The sequence below is a fragment of the Methanobrevibacter thaueri genome, from assembly GCF_015062905.1.
GTDB lineage: Archaea > Methanobacteriota > Methanobacteria > Methanobacteriales > Methanobacteriaceae > Methanocatella > Methanocatella thaueri_A.
Window position 1 is genome coordinate 1 of sequence record NZ_SUTK01000021.1, and the last position, 20642, is coordinate 20642.

Sequence of the window (20642 nt, forward strand, 5' to 3'; positions counted from 1 at the left end):
CCACCTAATGGCCCCTACATTACCTTCTTGGGTATCATAGAAGTTGTTTCGCAGGGTAATTGAAGTTACTGGATTTTTTTTACGTTTTTTAAATCTTGGAGTGCCGGTCCTGTGGTCGTAATATCCTTCATAGGCTTTTATTAGTCTATCAGTGGATGCTTGAAGGCAGGTAGAATCAGCATCTTTTAGAAAAGGATAATGTTTTTTTAATGTTTTAACTATTTTTTGTGTGTATGTGCGGTTTACTTTAAATTTTTTGCCTATTGCGAATTCTTTAACTAGATTTTCACGGTAAATACTATATTCCAATGTTTTATTGTACACAAAAGCACTGGCATTAATATTAAACCATAATTCCTTTTCCATCTCTTCATTAGGAACAAATTCAACCTTATCAGTTAAAATAAAAGTTTTATCGCACATATTCAACATCTTTTTTTCACATTTTATTAAAATTATAAAAAAATCCTAAAACATCATCACTTAATGACTAAAAAAATATAATCACTAAAAGGATTGTTTTTTTTTAGAATATTATTATGAAACCCTGCTTAAAAAAAGAAAGGAAAAAAATTAACCTATTGAAGTTTTCCCCCATCTTTCTATATTAGATTATTATAACCTACTTATAATATAGCATTTATCCGAGAGCATTTGAAAAGTAATCGAATCACTCCATCCACATAAAAAAAATATAGCCCACTAAATGTGCAATTCATCCCGGCTTAAAGAAGCCGGAGAATTCTTGCACAATAAAGTTAAAATTGGAATCGTATTTTATATTATAATCGTCTAATCTATCGTATTATTGAACTCTTTTTGTGCGTTTTCATAGAACTTAGCCAGTTCACGGCCGTTGACAAAGATGTGGGATACTGTTATTGAAACGCTCATTTCAAAGTCACTGTTGACTTTTCCCCATGTTATCAGAGGTTGAATTGCATTTCCGTCAACAACACAGTTTGTTATCATGTCAAAATCGACCCATGGAATGCAGGAGAAGTTTGCGACGTTTGTCAGATCTCTCTTTTCCATTTCAATGAAAAATCCCTCTTTCTTGCCGGACAATATGTCTGAAGACAGTTCCCTGACATAGTCATGCCAGGTTAGGATATCGTCAAATTCCTGTGGTGTCTTAACTCTCATTTCCTTATAGATCTTATTTCCTTCATCCATAATGGGGGATAATCCCTCAAGATAGTCATATTCAATAGCTTTTCCATCTATTATTCTCCTTTTCAGTTCAGGAACGGAATTAACGGCATTCATAAGGCAGCCCATGCTCATTATGAAAAAGGACTTGTCGTTTTCATGGCACCATTTCCACATCTTTTCAACATTGACTCTTGCAGACATTGCGTAGCGTGCTGATAAAAAATTTATAAAGGGATTTTCATCTAAATTAAATTCAATTTCTTTCATTTTTTAACCTAAAATCTTATTAATAGTTAGTTTTTTATATGTTTTTGATAATAAATATAAGTGTTATAAATCATAGCGTGGTTTTGTTATAATGAAAGTAGTAATTGTAGGTGGAGGAGCTGGAGGAATATCAACAGCTTCAAATATTCGTAAACTCGACAAAGACATAGAAATAACCGTTCTCACAAGAGACAATACGGTAGCATACTCCCCATGCGCCATTCCTTACGTATTGTCAGGTACAATAGAATCATTTGATGACATTGTCATGAGAACTCCGGAAGACTATAAGCAAAAAAACATTGAAGTAATCACTGAAGTCGAAGTGACTGCAGTCGATTCAGATAAAAAAACAGTAACATACGAAAAGAACGGCAAGGATACAGTTTTAAAATACGATAAATTGGTATTGGCAACCGGAGGAAATCCATTTGTGCCTCCAATGCAGGGGGTTGAATTGGACGGTGTATTCAGAATCAGAAATATAGATGATGGTATTAAGGTTCAAAAAGCCATGGAAACCGCTAAAAGTGCTATTGTCACTGGTGCAGGTTTGATAGGTATTGAAATAGCATTTGCCTTAAAGAAAAAAGGATTGAATGTTATTCTAAGTGAAATGTTACCTCAAATCGTACCAAGATCCCTTGACAAGGACATGTCCGACATTCTGGTCAAATACCTGGAAATGGAAGGAATTCAAGTGGTTTTAGGAAAACCGATTACCAAACTGATCGGTGACGGCAAGGTTGAAAAGGCATGCTTCGGTGATGAGGAGTTATATGATGCCGATATGGTAATCATGGCAACCGGGGTTAGGGCCGAATTGGACCTTGCAAGAATGGCAGGATGTGAAATCGGAAGATGGGCTATACTTGTAAATGACAGAATGGAAACTTCAGTTGAAGACGTTTATGCAGTCGGGGACTGTGTCGAGTCAAAAGACCTTATTTTAGGTTCAAATACAATTTCACAATTGGGAACCACTGCGGTTCGCGAATCAAAAACCTTGGCACGTACAATCTGCGGCAAGAAATCCAAATTCAATCCTGTATTGAACTCCATGGTTTCAAAAGTAGGTAAATTGGAATTCGGTGCTGTAGGCTATACCACAAGCTTTGCACAGCAAAACCGTATCAGGCCTGTTGTGCAGAAAGTGCAGGCACTTACAAGAGCACGCTACTATCCGAATGCAAAACCGATGGATATCAAAGTTATTTGTGATGGAAACGGAACCATTATAGGCTGTCAAATCATAGCGGAAGAAAGGGTGGCTGAAAGAATCGATACAATGACATTGGCCATTACAGAAGGATTGACCTGCTTTGATTTAAGTAATATGGAATTTGCATATGCGCCGCCTGTATCAATGGTTACAGACCCATTAATCCTCGCTGTTGAGGAAGTCAGTAAAAAATTCAGTTAAATAAAATTATTTTGGAGATGATAATTATGCCAGAACATGGTCACGGACATGGCCATCACGGTCATGGGGGTCAGATGACTCCGGAACAACAAATGCAAATGATGCAACAGGAAATCAGATTGGCTAAGAACTTAAGCCAAATCAAACATAAGATTGTTGTAATGAGTGGAAAAGGAGGAGTAGGAAAATCCACCGTTGCAGCCAACATCGCTGAGACATTGCAGGCGATGGGATACAAGACAGGTATCCTTGATGCTGATATTCACGGTCCAAACGTTCCTAAGATGCTCGGTATCGAAATGCTTGAAGAGCAGTTCAACCAATATCAGTTCAATGTCTTCAAGGAGCTTGTCGAAAAAGACCTTGACACAAGTCTGCCTGAAGAGGAACAACGCGAATTCATTGAAGAGAAGAAAAAGGAATACCAGCATTCAATTTTCCCTGTTGAAACCGAAAGCGGCTTGAAGGTAATGTCAATGGCATTTTTGATTGACAGTCTTGACAGGCCAATCATCTGGAGAGGACCTCAAAAAACCGGTGCAATCAAGCAATTGATCAGTGACGCACACTGGGGCCAGCTTGACTTTTTGGTCATCGACAACCCGCCGGGCACTGGTGACGAACCTTTGACAGTGCTTCAGTCAATTCCTGAAACCGATTTGGTATTGATGGTTACCACACCGAATGTCGTATCACAGGAAGACGTTCTCAAGTGTGTAAAGATGGTCGAACTGATGAACATCAAAAATATCGGCCTTATCGAGAACATGGCATACTATATCTGCCCTCACTGTGATGAAAAACTCCACATTTTCGGTGAAGGAAACGGTAAGACATTCGCTGATGAAATGGAAATCACATATCTGGGAGACTTGCCTATCAAGGAAAGCGTTGCTGAATCTCCTACTAAAGATGCAACCATTTCAGTGCTTGACCCTGATGATGAAGTGTCAAAAAGGTTTGTTGAAATAGTTGAAGATATAAAAAAAGAGTTTTTAGAGTAAGCTAGTGTTGATTATATAGCTTACACTGCTTATATTTACCAGAAATCCTAAGAAATTAGGATCTTCTTTTAATTTTTTAAAGTAATCTGTTTTTTCGATGATATAATCCTTGTTTTCGGCCATCTCATTCAATGAGAAATATTGCATGCCCATATCATATTCCCTTTTGTCTGTAAAGATGGGAACTATATAATCGCCGTCATTGCCGTAAGGTATTTTAACAGGCTCGGCGTCCTCAATTGATATTATGAAGACATTATCCTTAAGGTATTCCTTCATATCATCTTCTATTTTCATGACGGCTTCCTGATTTCCGTTTTCACCCTGCATATATGCCAGGTTAATGTTGTTCTTAAGTTCCGGATGATTTATTTCTTCAATTTTCATTGTCTTATATTATATTTTTTTAAATATTTAAGGGCATTTGTCTTTAAGGTAGTCATCCAATTCATCTTTTGGTATGAATCTCAAAGCCGCTGAGTTTATGCAATAACGCGGAGATCCACCAGGTCCGTCATGAAAGAGGTGTCCCAGGTGTGAGTTTGACTTTGCGCTTCTAACCTCTATGCGTGTTGTTCCGTGTGAGAAATCCCTGTGCCTTTTAATCACATCTTCCGAAATCGGCTTTGAAAATGCAGGCCATCCGCATCCTGAGTCGAACTTGTCCTGTGAAGAGAAGAGAACTTCACCATCTACAACATCTACATACACACCATCTTCAAAAAAGTTGTCATATTTTCCACTATAAGGGCGTTCTGTCATAGAAAGCTGTGTTATTTCATACTCTTCCTTTGACAAGTGGTCAAATCCTTCATCATCTATCAAATTTAAATCGACATGACAATATCCCTGCGGATTCCTTTCAAGATACTTCTGATGATAATCCTCGGCAGGATAGAAACTGCTGATCGGACGGGCCTCGACAACAATCCTTTCAGGGGCGAGTTTCTGCTTTTGCCTTAAAAAGTTGATGACGGTTTCCCTTTGTGAATCCTCCTGCCAATAGATGCCTGTCCGGTATTGAGTTCCGATGTCTGCGCCCTGGCGATTCAGAGAATAGGGGTCAATGATTTTAAAGAAGCTCTCCAGAATCTCCTCCAACGGAATGATTTTAGGGTTATATGTTGCCTTGACAGTTTCGGCATGTCCGGTTCTGCCTGTGCACACCTTCTCATAGGTCGGTGCCAGATCACGTCCGTTGGCATAGCCCACTTCGGTATTGTTGACGCCCTTCAGTCTGGAAATGAATGCCTCAACACCCCAAAAGCACCCTCCGGCCAGATAGATTACTTGCTGTTTTTCAAACATAATTAATAATATCAGTTCAAGTCATATGTTTTTTTCGACAAAAATCTATTTTAATAATAAAATTTATAATAAATATTATATTGGAGGAAAACTATGTTTTACAGTACAATAATGAAAATTGATTCAATTGACAGATTAAGAGATATAAGGGATGCACTGCTTGTTGAACAAGGTATCAACCCTACCCGTCAAGGTGAACAAGCCATTAAAGTTGTAGTTGAAAGAATCGATGAGATCCAAGCTACTCTCGATAAATCCGCCACTAAAAACTTAAACAGAAGATAAGTGATTTAAGTGATAAGACGTGTAACGACCAGCAGACGGCTGCTTAGAAAAAGAATGTACAGGGCGCCACACTCAAGGCACAGGATTTCCCAGTACAAGCGGGAAAACAAGAACCTGGTCAAGCCTCATCAGGAGAAATTCAAGGAAATGAATGGCCCTAACATAAAACGTAAAAGAAGGCCAAAAAGAGAAGTCATCTCTGGTTTTAAGATGTCTTACAGATACAAGTATTATCAACAGTCAAATGTTGATGAAAATGAGGAAGAAGAATTAGATGAGTAATTCTTCTTTTGTTATTATCTTATTTTTAGAATGAATATCCAAAATCAGGCCGCTGAATGCATCATCATTTTTTGCAAGTTCACTAAACAGTTCATCTGACACTTCAGTGGGTTGATAATCAACCAATTCCAGATATTCAAAACCCTTTTCGTATTCATCCAAATCGGAAAAGACAATGATTTTAAAGTCGTCCAAGGATCCAGTAACTAAAAAGTCCTTTTCATGGTCCTCGCCGATTGTCGGACATATATACATCAGAAATCACCGTTCCTATCAAAGTTGAAGTTCTGTGAGTGAGGATTGACTACAAAACCCTGGAAATCCTCATCGCTTTCAGCCAATTCGGCAATGTCATCGGGAGAAATCACCTTCAAGTCAAGCTTGTCCAAAAATAATGTGGATATCTTTGCGCTTCCCACAGCATATTCCCTCATGTCGGTAAAGATCGGAATGATATACTCTTTGCTGGCATCGGTAATGGTCAGCTTGACATATCTTCCGGCCTCATCGATGAGCGTAAAGTAGATTTCAGTAGGATATGTGTCTTTGATATTCCTTTTTACTGGCTCGAGCTCCATTGCATCTTCGCTTTTGAGCTTTTTGACCATATCCGCATAAATCTGGATATACTCCTTCAGCTGGCTTTTGGAAGCCTTGACATTCTTTTCCTGATAGTCCTGGTAATCTTCAATTTTCATATTTATTCACAGCAATCGTGGACATCTTCACTAGCTATTACAAAGTCCCATTGAGGTGCATTGACAGCAAGGCCAATGAAATCTTCATCATCGGAGTGGTCAGCAACGATTTCACTGCCGACTTTTTTCTCACATTCAAAGTCGATATCTCCGAACTGTTCTTTGAATTCCGCAATGGCAGTGTTTGCCTCTTCTTCGTCAGTGAAAACAGGTATTACAAATTCTTCGCTTTCTTCATCTTCATCACTGATTATTAAAGCGACAACCTCTTTTTCCTCACCTGATTGGTTGAAGACAATTATGAATTCTTCATTGAAAACTTTGTGTTCGATTTCGTGATAGATTTCACCCATCTCATCAATCTGTTCTTCATTTTCTTTGTCGAATTTCTCGTCGATTTCATCAGCGGTTTCGAGATACGCTTCTATTTTTTCTTCTAAATCTTCATCAAGTTCAATAAATTTTTCCATTAATTCTTTAAGTTCGCTCATAATATCACAAAAAATAATTCAATAAAAATAAGTTTTTTAAAACAAATGAACATTCTCTTCCTAAACACCACTAAAGGAATACAAACGAATGCTCATTTCAACCATCACCATTGTTCATATTATAAAAAAATAGTACATAACAATATGAACAATACTATTTTGCTTTTCCACATATATAAACTTTTAGTTTCTAAAAGGTAATCTCAATAGCTTTTATGAGATTATATATAAGTTTATTTGTGTTTACGTTGATGTTATTGGCCTCACCTAGTTGGATTACTTTCCCGTTCAGTGAGTCAATCTCTGTAGGTATCTTCCTTTGAATGTCCTGGTGTGTTGATGAGTAGTGGTTATAGGTGTCCGGAACCAGCTTTGAGTAGAAAAGGTCCCTGTATTCCTCCGGACTTTGCCATAGGGTTTCATATGGGGATGCGTTGATGACATCAAAGATCTCATCGATGATGCTGTTCATTATCTCCAGTGTGTATGGGTTTTCGGTCAGCTGGCCGTAGGTGACGTCCAGTATTGCGCCCAAAGGATTTAATGTGCAGTTGTAAAGCATTTTGGCCCACAGGTATTTGTCGACTTCATAGGTAATTTCACAGTTTATTCCTGATTCTGTTATCAAGTTGGCTATTTCCTGCAAATCTTTCGGATCTTCTTTTTGAAGGGATCCGAGCAGTATAGGTTCGGTGTAGACTGTAACTTCACTGACATGTCTTTCGGGCCTTGTAAAACCTGTGATTACCCGTGCTGAGAAGACCTGCTTTTTTGTGAAATATTCAAGGTAAAACTCGTCATTGCCGAATCCGTTCTGGAAGATGATTATTTTGGTGCTGTCCTTAAGGATGTCCCTGTTGTCATTCAGATTCTTTGCAATGTCCTCATTTGCGGTTGTTTTTGAGGCTATGAAAATGTAGTCGAAACTGTTTTTTGGGAGGTCTTCATAGTTTTCATAGACCGGAACGTCCTTAACCTCATAGTGTGTGAACAGTCCAGTCCTTTTGATTCCGTTTTCCTTTATTGCTTTTGCTGTTTCGCCACGCGCATAGATTGAGACATCTGCACCCTGTGATGCGACTGAGGTCGCAAGTCCAATCCCGACACCGCCAGCACCTATAACTAAAATCTTCATGTATTTAATTTTGGATTTTTTGTTTTATATATGTATTATTCATCTTTAATTTAGAAAAAATCAAATTAAATTTAATCATATTTTAATTATATTCAAATATATTTTAAAATTTATATAGTTTATTTTTCAATATATATTAATGTAAAGTTGAAATTATTTTTATAAAAATTGACTTTATAATAATGTTATAGGTGTGTTGAATGAAAATGAATAAAAAGATTTTTATTTGCGCGCTTCTGGTACTGATAATGATGTGCGTTGTCAGTACTGCAAGTGCAACCGAACCACTTAACGAAAACTTTACTGCAACGGATACAGGAGGAGTAATTGATGATGATGTCAATGAAACATTGAGTATCTCTGATAGTGAAGATGAGTTAGGTGCTCAAGGTGACACCATTACTGTTGACTGTAATGGTGGTGGAGATTATACGACTATTTCTGCTGCTGCTGGCGCTGCCACTGGTGGGGAAACAATTTTTATTAAGAACGGTGAGTATACAGAAACTGCTAAAATTGATATTGGTACAAAACAGTTATCATTCATGGGTGAAAGTTCCGATGGAGTAATAATTAAATCCGGAGACAATGATTTGTTTTATACAACAAGTTCCGGTTATTCTTCATTGGTCTTCAATAATCTGGTTTTTAAAGACATATCAATGACTGGTGCTAGAACTCCATTTTACATTGGTGGTGATGGAAATATTTCTATAACCAATTGTGTTTTCGACAATTGCGCCGCCAGATATGGAGCATTACGTATATATACTAGTGGAAGCGTTGTTGTTGATCAATGTAAATTTTTAGGCACAAAATCTTCATCTAGGTCATATTCCAGCGCAATTGATTTTGGTGGAAGTGGTACTACAAATTATATTTTAAAGAATAGTGTAATTGACGGTTCTGAAATAGATAGTTCAAATACTGATTATATATTTGGTGTAATCTACAGTGAAAAAACTGCTGGAACAGTTATATTGGATAATGTGACCATTAGTAACTGTAATCTTAGAAATTCAAATGGATTAATTACCGCTAAAGGAAATCTGGAAATAAGAAATTCTAAAATTATTAATAATTATGTATATAGGGACTTGGCTATTGCCGGGTTGGTCTTTGTAAGTGGAGGCAAATCCGTTACCATAGAATCAAGCATGATTAAAAATAATACAAATCCGAACAATATCCTATCAGCAAACAGTGCTAGTGCATCTTTCGATTTGCATTACAACAATATTCAAGACAATTCTTTCCAAACTGCATTCGCCAATCCAAATAATGACATATACACTTTAGATGCTAATTACTGGGGCTCAAATTCATTACCTGAAGGCATCACTGCATCCACTTGGATTGTTGAAGACAATGGTGTTTACAAATTGAACAATGGTGAAGCAATTGATGTGATAATTCCTGGATTAAATGACGGTCCTGAACCTAAATATCCTGCCGACACTATTTTTGTAGCAAAGGATGGTAGTGATGATAATAACGGTTCAGAGGACAGTCCTGTTTTAACTATCGCAAAAGGTGTCGAACTTGCAAATGTAGGTTCCGGATTTTTAGTTATTAAAGAAGGAGTTTATGCTGAAAGCGGCATTCAACTCAATAATACCGTGCCGATTTCCATTGTTGGTGACGGAAATGTTGTCATCGATGGACAGGCAAGTACAACCAGCATTTTTGTAATGAATGGAGGTTCTGCAAACTTCACCAACATAGTATTTACAAACAATAAACCAAAATATGGTGGTGCCATTAATGCAGGTTCCAATGTAAATATCAATATTTTGGTAAATAACTGTACATTTGCAGATATCAATTCCACCAGCAGAGGTGGAGCGATTTACGCTGCAACTGTAAAAGGCAAATTAACCATTAAGGATTCAAAATTCTATAATATCGATAGTGGATCTTGGGGTGCAATTACCATTGCAACTTCATCTCAAAGAGATGGATTAACTGTCGACATTAGTGGATCAACTTTTGAGAATAATAAGGCGAATAATGGTGCTGCATTATATTTAAGGGCTGCAAACGTAAATATTGTTGACTCTTCATTTATTAACAACACTGCGGTAAATGCGCCTGGTGCAATTTATCTTTATAATGCAACCGCAACTATATATAACTGTATAATTGTCAATAACACCGCTGGAGCAAAAGGTGTTGCCATTTCTTCAACACCGGTTACTGGTGCTGTTACTAAATTAACTATTACCAATTCAGTCATTGAAAATAACAATGGAAACGGACAAGTTTTACCTGCAATTTATGCCGATCAGAACTTGATTGAAATTTCATACTCCTCAATAATCAATGAACTTTCAATTGAAACCCGTACCGCTGCAGGCTATGATGCGGTTTACGGACAGGGTGTCGTAATTGCAAACAACAACTGGTGGGGAACAAACGACCCAAGCACAGCTGTAACAGGCATAAATATTACCGTTGACTCATGGGTGATTATGAACGTTGAAGCGAATGTTAGTGAAGTGCTTTCAGGAGAGCAAGTCAAATTAACCATTGATTTCAATCATGTAAACACCACTTCCGGTGAAATTCAAGAATTGACCGGTGGGGAAATTCCTATTGATTCATACTCTGTTAAATTAACTTCCCAAAACGGTACCTTCTCACAGGATACAGTTGAAGTTAAAAAAGGCAGAACACAAGAGGTAATTTTCACATCCTCTGATAATACTGCTCTTATTCAAGCAGCCTGCGGAGATGCAACTGTTGACATCTTGCTTGCAAAAGGTGTCGAACCTTATTACGGCATCATTTATGTGTCAGCTGACGGTAATGACAATAATAACGGAAGTGAGCTATACCCTGTTTCAAGTATTGCTAAAGCTATTCAATTAGCATCCGTCAATGGAGGATCAGGTGAGATAATCATCAATCCTGGTACTTATACAGGCACTAACTATGAAGTTACTAAAGATTTAACCGTTACCGGTGTCGGTAATGTTGTAATCGATGGTGAAGGACAAGGCAGACTATTCAATGTTGCAAGCGCTGCAAACGTCAATATGTTATCATTAAATAACTTAATATTGACTGGTGGAGATGCATATTACGGAAGCATAATTTACAGTTATGCAAAAGAATTGATATTGGAAAATATTTCAATGATAAATAATCCAACATCCGGAAACCTCATTACAAACAACGGTAAATTAACAATTAACAAATCCAAATTTGTAAACAATACATGTGGAGATATAATAAAAAGCACAGGAAACTATGATATAACCATAATTAATTCTACATTTGAAAACAATACAGTAACCGGTTCAAGTTCTGATTATGGTATTGTATATATCTCCTCAGGCAGAGGCAATTTTGTTGTGGAAGATTCCAGATTCATCAATAACACTGCAAGACAAGGTGTATTAATCGGGTCATCCGACACAAAAATAGACGTAAAAGGTTGTGACTTCATTGACAACACCAACACCGTTGCATATGGTGGAGCAATTCGTGCAAGTTCACAATTAAATGTAGTTGATTCCATTTTCATCAATAATAAGGCTTTAAAAGATGGTGGAGCTATTTATATTGGATTCCGTGGGGAAGCCACTGTTACAAAATCAGTGTTCATTGACAATGCTGTAACCGGTAATGAATATTATGGCGATGCGATTTATAATGGAAACAAACTTTCCGTAAATTACTGCGTTTTATTAAGCAACGGCACTAGATATGTAATTTACAATGATGGTGAGGATAATGTTGTTAATGCCCAATACAATTGGTGGGGAACTAATGATGATCCTAGTTCATTGAATGGTGCAGGATACTATGAAAATGACTGGGGTGATGACACTCCATGTGCTGATGTGGATTCATCTAATTGGGTAGTTATGACAGTTTCCAACAATTTAACTGATGAAATTAACGTTGGCGATAAAGTCGAATTCACAGTTGACTTCACTCATACCAACAGCGGTCAGGAATTGGCTCAAAGCATTCCGGAAATTGATGTGAGCGCTAGCGCACTTTATGGACAAATGGACGCACAAGAAGCAATCACTGCAAACAATGTTGCCAAATTCGTCTACACTGCAGTGGAAGGTGGAGAAGACAGCGTAACCATTACATCTTCAAATGCGGTCAATGTAACTCCTATCAGCGTTAAAGTTCCTGTTGTTCTAGAAGTAATTTATGTGTCCATGTCCGGTGATGACAATAACGACGGTTCCAGGGACGCTCCGGTAGCAACCCTTAAACACGCTATTGAAATTGCCGAAAGGGGTAAAATTGTCATCATGAACGGCGATTACACAATTACTGAAACTTTAATTGTCGACAAGGATTTGGATATCACTGGTATGGGAACTGTAACCATCAACGGTAACCAATTGGGCATTCTGGAAAACAGTGCAAACCTTAACCTGACAAACATTGTATTTACCAATGCTAAATTAAACACAGGCTCTGTTATCAAGGACAATGGTAATACAACAATAAACGGTTGTACTTTCTATTCATGTGTTACTACCGGTGGAAGTTCAGCAGGTCCTGTTAACAACCTTAAAGGCACAATGGTTATTAACAATTCCAAGTTCTATCAAAATAAGGGAGCTAGAGGTGTTGTTGCTTCACAACAAGGAACTAAATTAATCATTAACAATTCCGAATTCTATGACAACGATTGTACTTCAATAACTAACTGTTATGGTATTATTTATTCAACTTCTGCAGAAACTACTGTTGAAAATACCCAATTCAGAAATAATAAGGATAAACAAGGTGGAGCTATCTGGGCAACTAGATCAACTTCTGCAACAACCGGCAGTCTTGAAGTAATCAATTGTACATTTGAGAACAATGTTGCAAATGTCGGAACAGGAGGAGCAATATTTGCTTCAGGTAATGTTGACGTCAATGTTGAAAAATCAACATTCATTAACAACACAGCAATAAAAAGTGCTAGTGGTGTTGGTGGAAATGGAGGCGCAATATATTCAACTGGTAACAGTATTGTAACTGTAACTGATTCCATATTCATAGACAATGATGGAGATGCAGATGCAGGCATTTATGCTGATGGAGCAACATTCACAATCAGCAATTCTGTCATTTTAGCTAAATCTGACGATACCAATTTTGCTTTGAATAAAGTAGGATCAACAGTAACAGCTAACGACAACTTCTGGGGCGACAACGCAAAAGCAAACACCAATGCCAATGTTGCAAGATGGGTTATAATGAATGCTTCATACACTGAAGATGACCAAGGAGTACTTACAATCACCGCCACATTCGACAAGACCAATTCAACAAGCGGTGAAATTGCAGATTATGCCGGAAGCATTCCTGACGGATTTGATGTAACATTCACATCCACTAGCGGCAACTTGAATGAAGCTGTTCCTGTAAAAAATGCTCAAGCTAGCGTACAATACACTCTTGATAAGACAGACAGCGGAATAACAGTCAAAGTGGCAAATGCTGAAGTAACCTTCCCATTTGAAGTTGCACCTGAAGTGATCTATGTATCTCCAAGCGGTGACGACAGTAACAATGGTGAAAGGGAAACTCCGGTGGCTACCCTTGCACATGCTGTTGAAATTGCTGAAAATGGTCAAATCGTCCTTTTAGAAGGAACCTATAAAACAGGTTATTTAGGAATCATCTCCAATGATTTGAACATTACAGGTGAAGGCAAAGTCATAATCGACGCTGATAACAACAATAGAATCCTTTACGTAGGTGAAGACGCTAAAGTCGTCCTTAAAGACTTGACAATGGTTAATGGATATGGAATTGAAGGAAGTGGAGCTTTACTTGGAAACTCCAACTACTTGACAATCATTAACTGTACATTAGCTAATTCTTCAGCTGGTGAAAACAACGGAGGAGCAATTTACAATGTCGGTCACTTGACCATTATCAATTCCACAATTGCAAACAACACCGCTAAAGAGGGTGGAGCAATCTTTGCCAATGACGCTCTTGCCAAAGGCGTAAGCATTGTAATTGAAAATTCATTAATCGAAAACAACACAGCAACAGGCAATGACAATTTCGGTGGAGGAGCCATATTCACACAACAAATAGCAGCACTCAGTGTTACAAACACATCATTCAGAAACAATAAGGCTGAATCTACTTCCAGCGGTGGTGCAATATTCATTTCTCATTCAACCGCAACTTTAACTATAAAAGACTCTGAATTCATTGCAAACCATGCTAACGGACAGGAAAGCACTGGTGGTGGAGCTATTTACATGACAGGCACTTCAAATTACGAAAGACAAGGTACTTTAACCATTTCAAATACCTTGTTTGAGGATAACACTGCCGGAACAAACGGTGGAGCAGTATATGCAAGAGCCACTACAATTAACATAGCAAACTCCGTATTGCTTAATAATAAAGATGCGAATGGATTAGCAGTTTATGGATATAAAACAGAACAAGTCAGTCCTGCCATCACTCTTAATGATAACTGGTGGGGTTCAAATGACAAACCATCTGATCTTGTCGGTGGAAACAGCAACTACAAACCAACATTAAACAGATGGGCTATTTTAACCATTGAAAATGACACACCAATTGTCCAAGGCAATACTGTAAAATTAACCGTAAGCATTAATTCATGGACCAACGGCGCTGAAAATGGCACATTAGCCAATCCAATCAAAGTTGAAAGGCCTGTAAGCATCAAGACAACCTCAGGAATTATCGATGGAGTGCTTGAAAACGGTGAATTAAGCTATGATTACCTCGTACCTGCTAACTTGAAAATCATTTCAGCAACCGTCGACAATCAGAGCGAAACACTATTTGTCATAACATCTGAAACTGTTTTAACTCTTGAAAACATTACCGCTTTCCAAGGTGAAACTGTCAACGTTAACATTATAGTTAAAACAACTGATGGTGCTGATGTAACCGGTGGTACTGTTGAATTCTACATTGACGGTAGTCTAGTTGCAACAATTCCTGTAATTGGAGGTGTGGCATCTCAAGACATTATCATCGCTAAAGGCATTGGAACATATGACATTAAAGCCAACTACAGTGATGCTACCGGTGAATTCAGTTATGCAGAGGATACAGCGACTTTAAATGTAAATGGTGTTAACAATGTTGTGACTCCTGAAACATTCTCATTGTTCTTTGATGAAAATGGTAACCTTAAGTCAGATCTGCCGTTCGATGAATTGTACTTCGAGGGCACATTTGAAAACATGGGTGTAATTACCATAGGCAAACCTATTAAGATTACTGGAAGAAACGCTCAATTTAAAGACACTGCTTTCAAACTCGATGCAGATAATGTCGTGTTAAATGGAGTATCTATCGAGTTAACTAAAAACTTTGATAAAACTGACGGTGCAGCCATCTATGTGGGCGGAAATAATGTAACTGTTTCAAATAATAACATTACATACAACGCTCCGGAAAATGTCCAAAGCTATGCAATTGATGTGGATGTTGCTAAGAATGTGAAAATCATCAACAACAACATCAACTACTTTGCCAAATCAGACGGCACAGTCAAGACAATTGCAATCAATGCATTCGATTCAGATAACCTGGTTGTTGAAAACAACGTATTGAACGCAAACATTTCATCCGTTGACCTCGACTATTCTGGATATCCTATTGTAGGCTATAATTCTCAAGGAGTGCACATTGAAAAAAGTAACAATGTGTCATTCGACAAAAACGACATTACAGTCAATTATAACAATGCAGTAGGATACGCAGACACAATTTATGCTGTTCACTTCGAAAACAGCAACAATTCAAGAGTCACCAACAACGGCATTGAATTGAATGGTCACAGCTATGCATATGGATTAGTTACCAATGATTGTGAAAACATTGCAATTTCAGGCAATGACATCAAGTCCAATTCAGATGACCATTATGCATTAGGTTTACAAGTTGGCGGCAAGTCAACAGCTTCCGTAGACAACAACAACATTTCTGCCAAATCAAATGAGGTTGTCTATTCTGTATACCTGGATGATTGGCAAATGGGCGGTGATGTAAATCTCACCAACAACAATATCAAAGGTGAATCCGATACAGTCTACGGAGTATACGTAGAAGAGGACAAAGTGCTGATTTCCGGAAACACTATTGAGGCTGTAGGAAACCACGTTTACGGTGTAGTGACCCATCAAACCGATGCGGTAATAGATGGAAACGACATTAACGCAACAGGTAAGGATGTCGGTGACATTGTATCTCCTCAAAGCGGCGTAAATGAAAACACAACTGGCATCATTGTCAGTGAAGGCCAAGCCGAAATCACAAACAACAATGTTGTAACTACTGGAAACTCCACCATAGCCGCAATCAACACAAATGTAACAATCAAAAAGAATGGATTGACCGCAAATGGAACAACTGCTGAAGAAAGTATTTCAAGCGTGAATTCCACTGTTGTTGCATCAGAAAACACTGCAGCTAAGGACAAGGATACTCCAATAACTCCAACAACTCCTGTTGTTAAGATCACAGGCAAGAACAATGCTAAGGTTGACTATGGCTTCACATACAGTGTACGCGTAACTCAAGACGGAAAATCCGTAGGTGCTGGTAAAGTTGTAACTCTCAAGATAGCCGGAAAAACATTGAAGGCAAAAACAGATAAGAACGGTTATGCCAAATTCACTTTAGCCGTTAAACCTAAAGCCTATACCGTAACTGTAACATACAACAAGGTTTCACAAAAGTATAAGGTAACTGTCAAAAATGTTATCAAGGCTAAAAACTTGAAAGTCAAAAAATCAGCTAAAAAACTTAAAGTTAAAGTAACTTTAAAAACATCTGCTAAAAAACCTATTAAAGGTAAAAAAGTAGTTCTTAAAATCAAAGGCAAAAAATACAAAGCAAAAACCAACAAGAAAGGTGTTGCTACATTTAAAGTCAAAAAGAACTTACTTAAAAAACTCAAAGCAGGTAAAAAATACAAATACCAAGTTATCTACGGTAAGGATACTGTGAAAAAAACATTAAAAGTTAAGAAATAGGGATTTCAAATCTCTATTTTCTTTTTTTATTTTTTTCGGAGGAATGAAATTGATTAGACATCACATATTATTGTTGATTGCGCTGTTGCTTTTGATATTCATTATCCCTTCAAGTCATGCGATGGATAACCAAACCTGGGACTTGATTGAAATTGAGGACAATCAGACAGCAATTTCAACGGTTGATGAAGATATTTTGGCTGCAAGTAATGACTATTATTTCAATTCATCACTGGAAGACGACAATGGTGATGGAAGCTTTCAAAATCCCTACAAATATCTGACTGCAGAGAGGATCAAGGGAAACTGCAACATTCACCTGACTGACGGTGAATACGTTTTGGACGATTCAAAATCAATTGAAAGGGTAAATATCATCGGATCCACTCCGACCAAAACTATAATTAAATATGATGGAGTAGGATTCACAGTAAATTCATTCTTATCTTTAACAAACGTTACATTAACGGATATGTCAATAACAAATCATGGAAGCGTTAATGCAACAAATACAATTTTTAATTGTGGATATGGCAGTAAGGCGGACAGTTATGGAAACAATTACGGTGGAGCAATCTACACCTCGGATACCAATGCCAATTCCAAAGTGACAATATCAAACTGCACATTCAAAGAGGGATATGCTGTTTATGGCGGAGCTATCTACATGGGAACCGGTCAACTGAGCATATCCAATTCCCAATTCATCAACAACTATGCATATAACTTTGGAGGGGCTATAGCATGTGAAAACACATTAAACGTTACAGTTTCAAAATCAAAATTCATCAGCGGCCGCTCCATTGATGATGCTGGAGGTGCAATATATGTCAAGTCATCTCCAATCACAATCAGTTACTGCGATTTCATAAACTGTTCCGCAACATTTGGCGGGGCGATTACAACTCTCAATGGGGATGTGAAGCTGAATCATGTTACTGTAATCAACAATTCCGCAAAATGGGATGGCGGTGCAATTTATCACATGTACGGCAAGTTCTCTTCAACAAACGGATATTACAATAACAATTCAGCCAGAAACGGTGGAGCCCTATATATCGACAATTCATCAGATCTGCTTTTGATATCAAACATTTTTGAATCCAACCGGGCAAATATTCAGGCAGGTGCAATATTTTCAATCCTGAATAATTTACGTGTATCGCTAACAGGAAACACTTATAAAAACAATAATGCACCTATAAATAAGGATTATCTGGACACTTCTGACCTAAATGCAAATATAGGAAACGGAAACTATAGCAATTACCTGATTTCAAATGAGGAGATAATCGATATTCCAAGCCGTTACAGCCTGGTTGAAAATGGATTGACAACCATGGTGAAAGACCAGCAGTCAAGCGGTAACTGTTGGGCATTCACAGCAATGGCAGTTCTGGAATCCTGCCTTAAAAAAGCTACAGGAATGGAATTTGACCTTTCCGAGGAAAACATGAAAAACCTTATTGCACTCTATTCAGATTATGGATGGAAAATGGATACCAATGAAGGAGGATACGATTCCATGCCGTTCGGATATTTTGCAAGCTGGCTGGGTCCTATCAACGAATCCTCTGATGTGTTCGATGACAAATCTGTTCTGTCTCCTGTCTTAAACAGCATTTTGCACATCCAGAATATATTGCTCTTAAAAAGGGACAATTACACAGACAATGATGCAATAAAGACTGCAATATTGAAATATGGGGCTGTCGGAACCTCCATCTACTTTGACACTTACTACCTGAACAACGGAAAGGACTATTTCACATGGGCATTATACCCATCAAACCATGCGGTGACAATCGTCGGATGGGACGATAACTATTCCAGGGACAACTTTTATTTCGGAAGCTATGCCGACGGCGATGGTGCATGGATTGTAAAGAACAGCTGGGGACCTAATTGGGGAGACAACGGATACTTCTACGTGTCTTATTATGACGAATCCTTTGCAAAGCCTGGCGTGGAAGGAATAGCATACACCTTCGTTTTGAATGAAACCATGAAATATGACAAGAACTATCAGTATGACATTGCAGGAAAGACCGGTTATCTGCATGACGACAGGACTGCGGTGTGGTACAAGAACAAGTTTACAGCAGAGGGCAACGAAATTCTTTCAGGAGTCTCAACATATTTTGAGAAGTTCACCAACTGGACTGTGTCAGTTTATGTAAACAATGTCTTGAAGACAACTAAAAGCGGAAGTTCACAGGCGGGATATTACACATTCCATCTGGACGATATCGTTCCGCTGTATGAAGGTGATGTCTTTGAGATAGTGTTCAACACAACCAGCGATAGGTTATCCAGCGTTCCGATTTCAGAAATTGCCTCACTCAACAAGGCTATTTACTATCCTGAAATATCTTATGTAAGTTACGATGGAGTAAACTGGCAGGACTTGTTCTATCTGTCAAAAACATATGCCCTGCATACCTACAAGTCCCAAGTGGCATGCATCAAGGCGTTTACAGTGCTGGCGGATTACAATACCACAACCGCAATAAGCGTTGTCAACGGCAGCATTGAGATAAGTGTTAAAGACCAGTTCAGCAATCCCGTTAAAGCAGGTGAAGTCATAGTTAATTTAAGCGGAAATGTCCAAACATTCAAGCTGAATGGTGGAAAGGTTCAAGTGCCGATTAGTCTGGTTGATGGAATCTATGACATTGACGCTACATACAATGGAGAGAATTACAGTTCATCCAAGGGAAGTTACGAATTGGAAATTATGTTGAATGTGGATTTGGCCAAGGATAATGTTTTTACCTACAATTCAGATTACAGGATTATTTTATCCGACCAGTTCGGCAATCCTATTTCCGGAAAGACAATGATTTTGAACCTAAACAATTATCAGTATAATCTGACCAGCGATGTTAATGGAGTAATGACATTCAATTTAAGATTGGGCGTTGGAAAATATGATTTGGTTCTTATAAACCCTTTTAACAACGATAACATCACCCGAGCCATTCAGATTATTCCCCGCTTGAGTGACAATCGGGATGTTGTAATGTACTACGGGTCAAATAAGGTCTTTAAAGTCAGGGTTCATGATGACAACGGCAATATCCTCAAAGGGGAACCGATCAAAATCATGATAGGTGGAAAGTCATACATTGCCAAAAGCGATAAAGACGGTTTTGCCAGTGTCAAATTGAATAAATTGGCAGCAAAAACCTACTCCGTAACTGTTGATTATAAGGGATTCAAGGTTTCCAATAAAATAAAAATCAAGCCTACACTAACGGCTAAGAACAAGTCAATTAAAAAGGGCAAGGTTTTAAAATTCACTGCAAAGCTTGTCAACTCCAACGGAAAGGCTTTGAAAGGCAAAAAGATTACCTTTAAAATCAAAAACAAAAAATACACTGCAAAAACAAATAAGAAAGGAGTTGCAACAGTCAAAATCAAAAAGTTGAAGGTGGGCAAGTATACAATACTGACCAGCTTTAAAGGCGTCAAAATAAAAAATAAAATAACTATTAGAAAATAGTGAAATTTAGGTTTGCTTCATTTATTTTTTTAAATTTAGCAATATCTAAATTTTATTCCTTTTTTTAGTAATAACTAAATTTTT

At 37.8% G+C, this 20642-nt stretch carries 14 protein-coding genes; 6 read left to right on the top strand and 8 right to left on the bottom strand.

The features are described from left to right. Window positions 1–423, bottom strand: a 423-nt coding sequence (locus tag E7Z79_RS05615) for a hypothetical protein (protein WP_303738992.1), incomplete at its 3' end; no start/stop codon positions are given. 369 nt (window positions 424–792) lie between these two features. After that, window positions 793–1422: a CatA-like O-acetyltransferase gene (locus E7Z79_RS05620; RefSeq protein ID WP_303738993.1), complete on the bottom strand. Its 630-nt coding sequence runs from the start codon at window positions 1420–1422 to the stop codon at window positions 793–795. A 91-nt stretch (window positions 1423–1513) separates the two neighbouring features. On the opposite strand from E7Z79_RS05620, the gene E7Z79_RS05625 reads away from it, so the two are divergent. Then, window positions 1514–2845, top strand: a complete 1332-nt coding sequence (locus E7Z79_RS05625) for an FAD-dependent oxidoreductase (protein WP_303738994.1) — start codon at window positions 1514–1516, stop codon at window positions 2843–2845. A 26-nt stretch (window positions 2846–2871) separates the two neighbouring features. After that, window positions 2872–3849, top strand: a complete 978-nt coding sequence (locus tag E7Z79_RS05630) for an Mrp/NBP35 family ATP-binding protein (protein ID WP_303739013.1) — start codon at window positions 2872–2874, stop codon at window positions 3847–3849. Here the strand turns inward: E7Z79_RS05630 and E7Z79_RS05635 are convergent. Both E7Z79_RS05635 and msrA read right to left on the bottom strand, forming a co-directional pair. Next, the gene (locus E7Z79_RS05635) at window positions 3841–4236 is read right to left on the bottom strand and encodes a hypothetical protein (RefSeq protein WP_303738995.1); all 396 of its coding nucleotides are present in this window, start codon (window positions 4234–4236) and stop codon (window positions 3841–3843) included. The genes E7Z79_RS05630 and E7Z79_RS05635 overlap by 9 nt on opposite strands. Window positions 4237–4263: 27 nt before the next feature. After that, window positions 4264–5157: a peptide-methionine (S)-S-oxide reductase MsrA gene (msrA, locus tag E7Z79_RS05640; RefSeq protein WP_303738996.1), complete on the bottom strand. Its 894-nt coding sequence runs from the start codon at window positions 5155–5157 to the stop codon at window positions 4264–4266. A gap of 93 nt (window positions 5158–5250) precedes the next feature. On the opposite strand from msrA, the gene E7Z79_RS05645 reads away from it, so the two are divergent. Together E7Z79_RS05645 and E7Z79_RS05650 are read left to right on the top strand one after the other, a co-directional pair. Beyond that, complete coding sequence (locus E7Z79_RS05645; RefSeq protein ID WP_292601247.1) at window positions 5251–5442, top strand: hypothetical protein; 192 nt, start codon at window positions 5251–5253, stop codon at window positions 5440–5442. Window positions 5443–5451: 9 nt separating this feature from the next. Then, a complete protein-coding gene (locus tag E7Z79_RS05650; RefSeq protein WP_303738997.1) occupies window positions 5452–5724 on the top strand; it encodes a hypothetical protein in 273 nt (90 codons plus the stop codon). Here the strand turns inward: E7Z79_RS05650 and E7Z79_RS05655 are convergent. The 4 genes from E7Z79_RS05655 to E7Z79_RS05670 form a co-directional block, all read right to left on the bottom strand. Next, window positions 5713–5979: a hypothetical protein gene (locus E7Z79_RS05655; RefSeq protein ID WP_303738998.1), complete on the bottom strand. Its 267-nt coding sequence runs from the start codon at window positions 5977–5979 to the stop codon at window positions 5713–5715. The two genes, E7Z79_RS05650 and E7Z79_RS05655, sit on opposite strands and share 12 nt — an antisense overlap. Beyond that, complete coding sequence (locus E7Z79_RS05660) at window positions 5979–6422, bottom strand: hypothetical protein (protein WP_303738999.1); 444 nt, start codon at window positions 6420–6422, stop codon at window positions 5979–5981. The genes E7Z79_RS05655 and E7Z79_RS05660 overlap by 1 nt, the downstream gene beginning before the upstream one ends. Before the next feature lie 2 nt (window positions 6423–6424). Continuing rightward, window positions 6425–6913, bottom strand: coding sequence for a hypothetical protein (locus tag E7Z79_RS05665; protein ID WP_303739000.1), 489 nt, complete (start codon window positions 6911–6913; stop codon window positions 6425–6427). Window positions 6914–7103: 190 nt separating this feature from the next. After that, on the bottom strand, window positions 7104–8048 hold the full coding sequence (locus E7Z79_RS05670; protein ID WP_303739001.1) for a ketopantoate reductase family protein: 945 nt from the start codon (window positions 8046–8048) through the stop codon (window positions 7104–7106). 200 nt (window positions 8049–8248) lie between these two features. Here E7Z79_RS05670 and E7Z79_RS05675 point away from each other — a divergent pair, with 200 nt between their 5' ends. Both E7Z79_RS05675 and E7Z79_RS05680 read left to right on the top strand, forming a co-directional pair. Then, a complete protein-coding gene (locus E7Z79_RS05675) occupies window positions 8249–17053 on the top strand; it encodes a right-handed parallel beta-helix repeat-containing protein (RefSeq protein WP_303739002.1) in 8805 nt (2934 codons plus the stop codon). 43 nt (window positions 17054–17096) lie between these two features. Beyond that, entirely contained in the window at window positions 17097–20558 is a 3462-nt protein-coding gene (locus E7Z79_RS05680; protein WP_303739003.1) for a C1 family peptidase, read from the top strand. Window positions 20559–20642 lie beyond the last annotated feature (84 nt).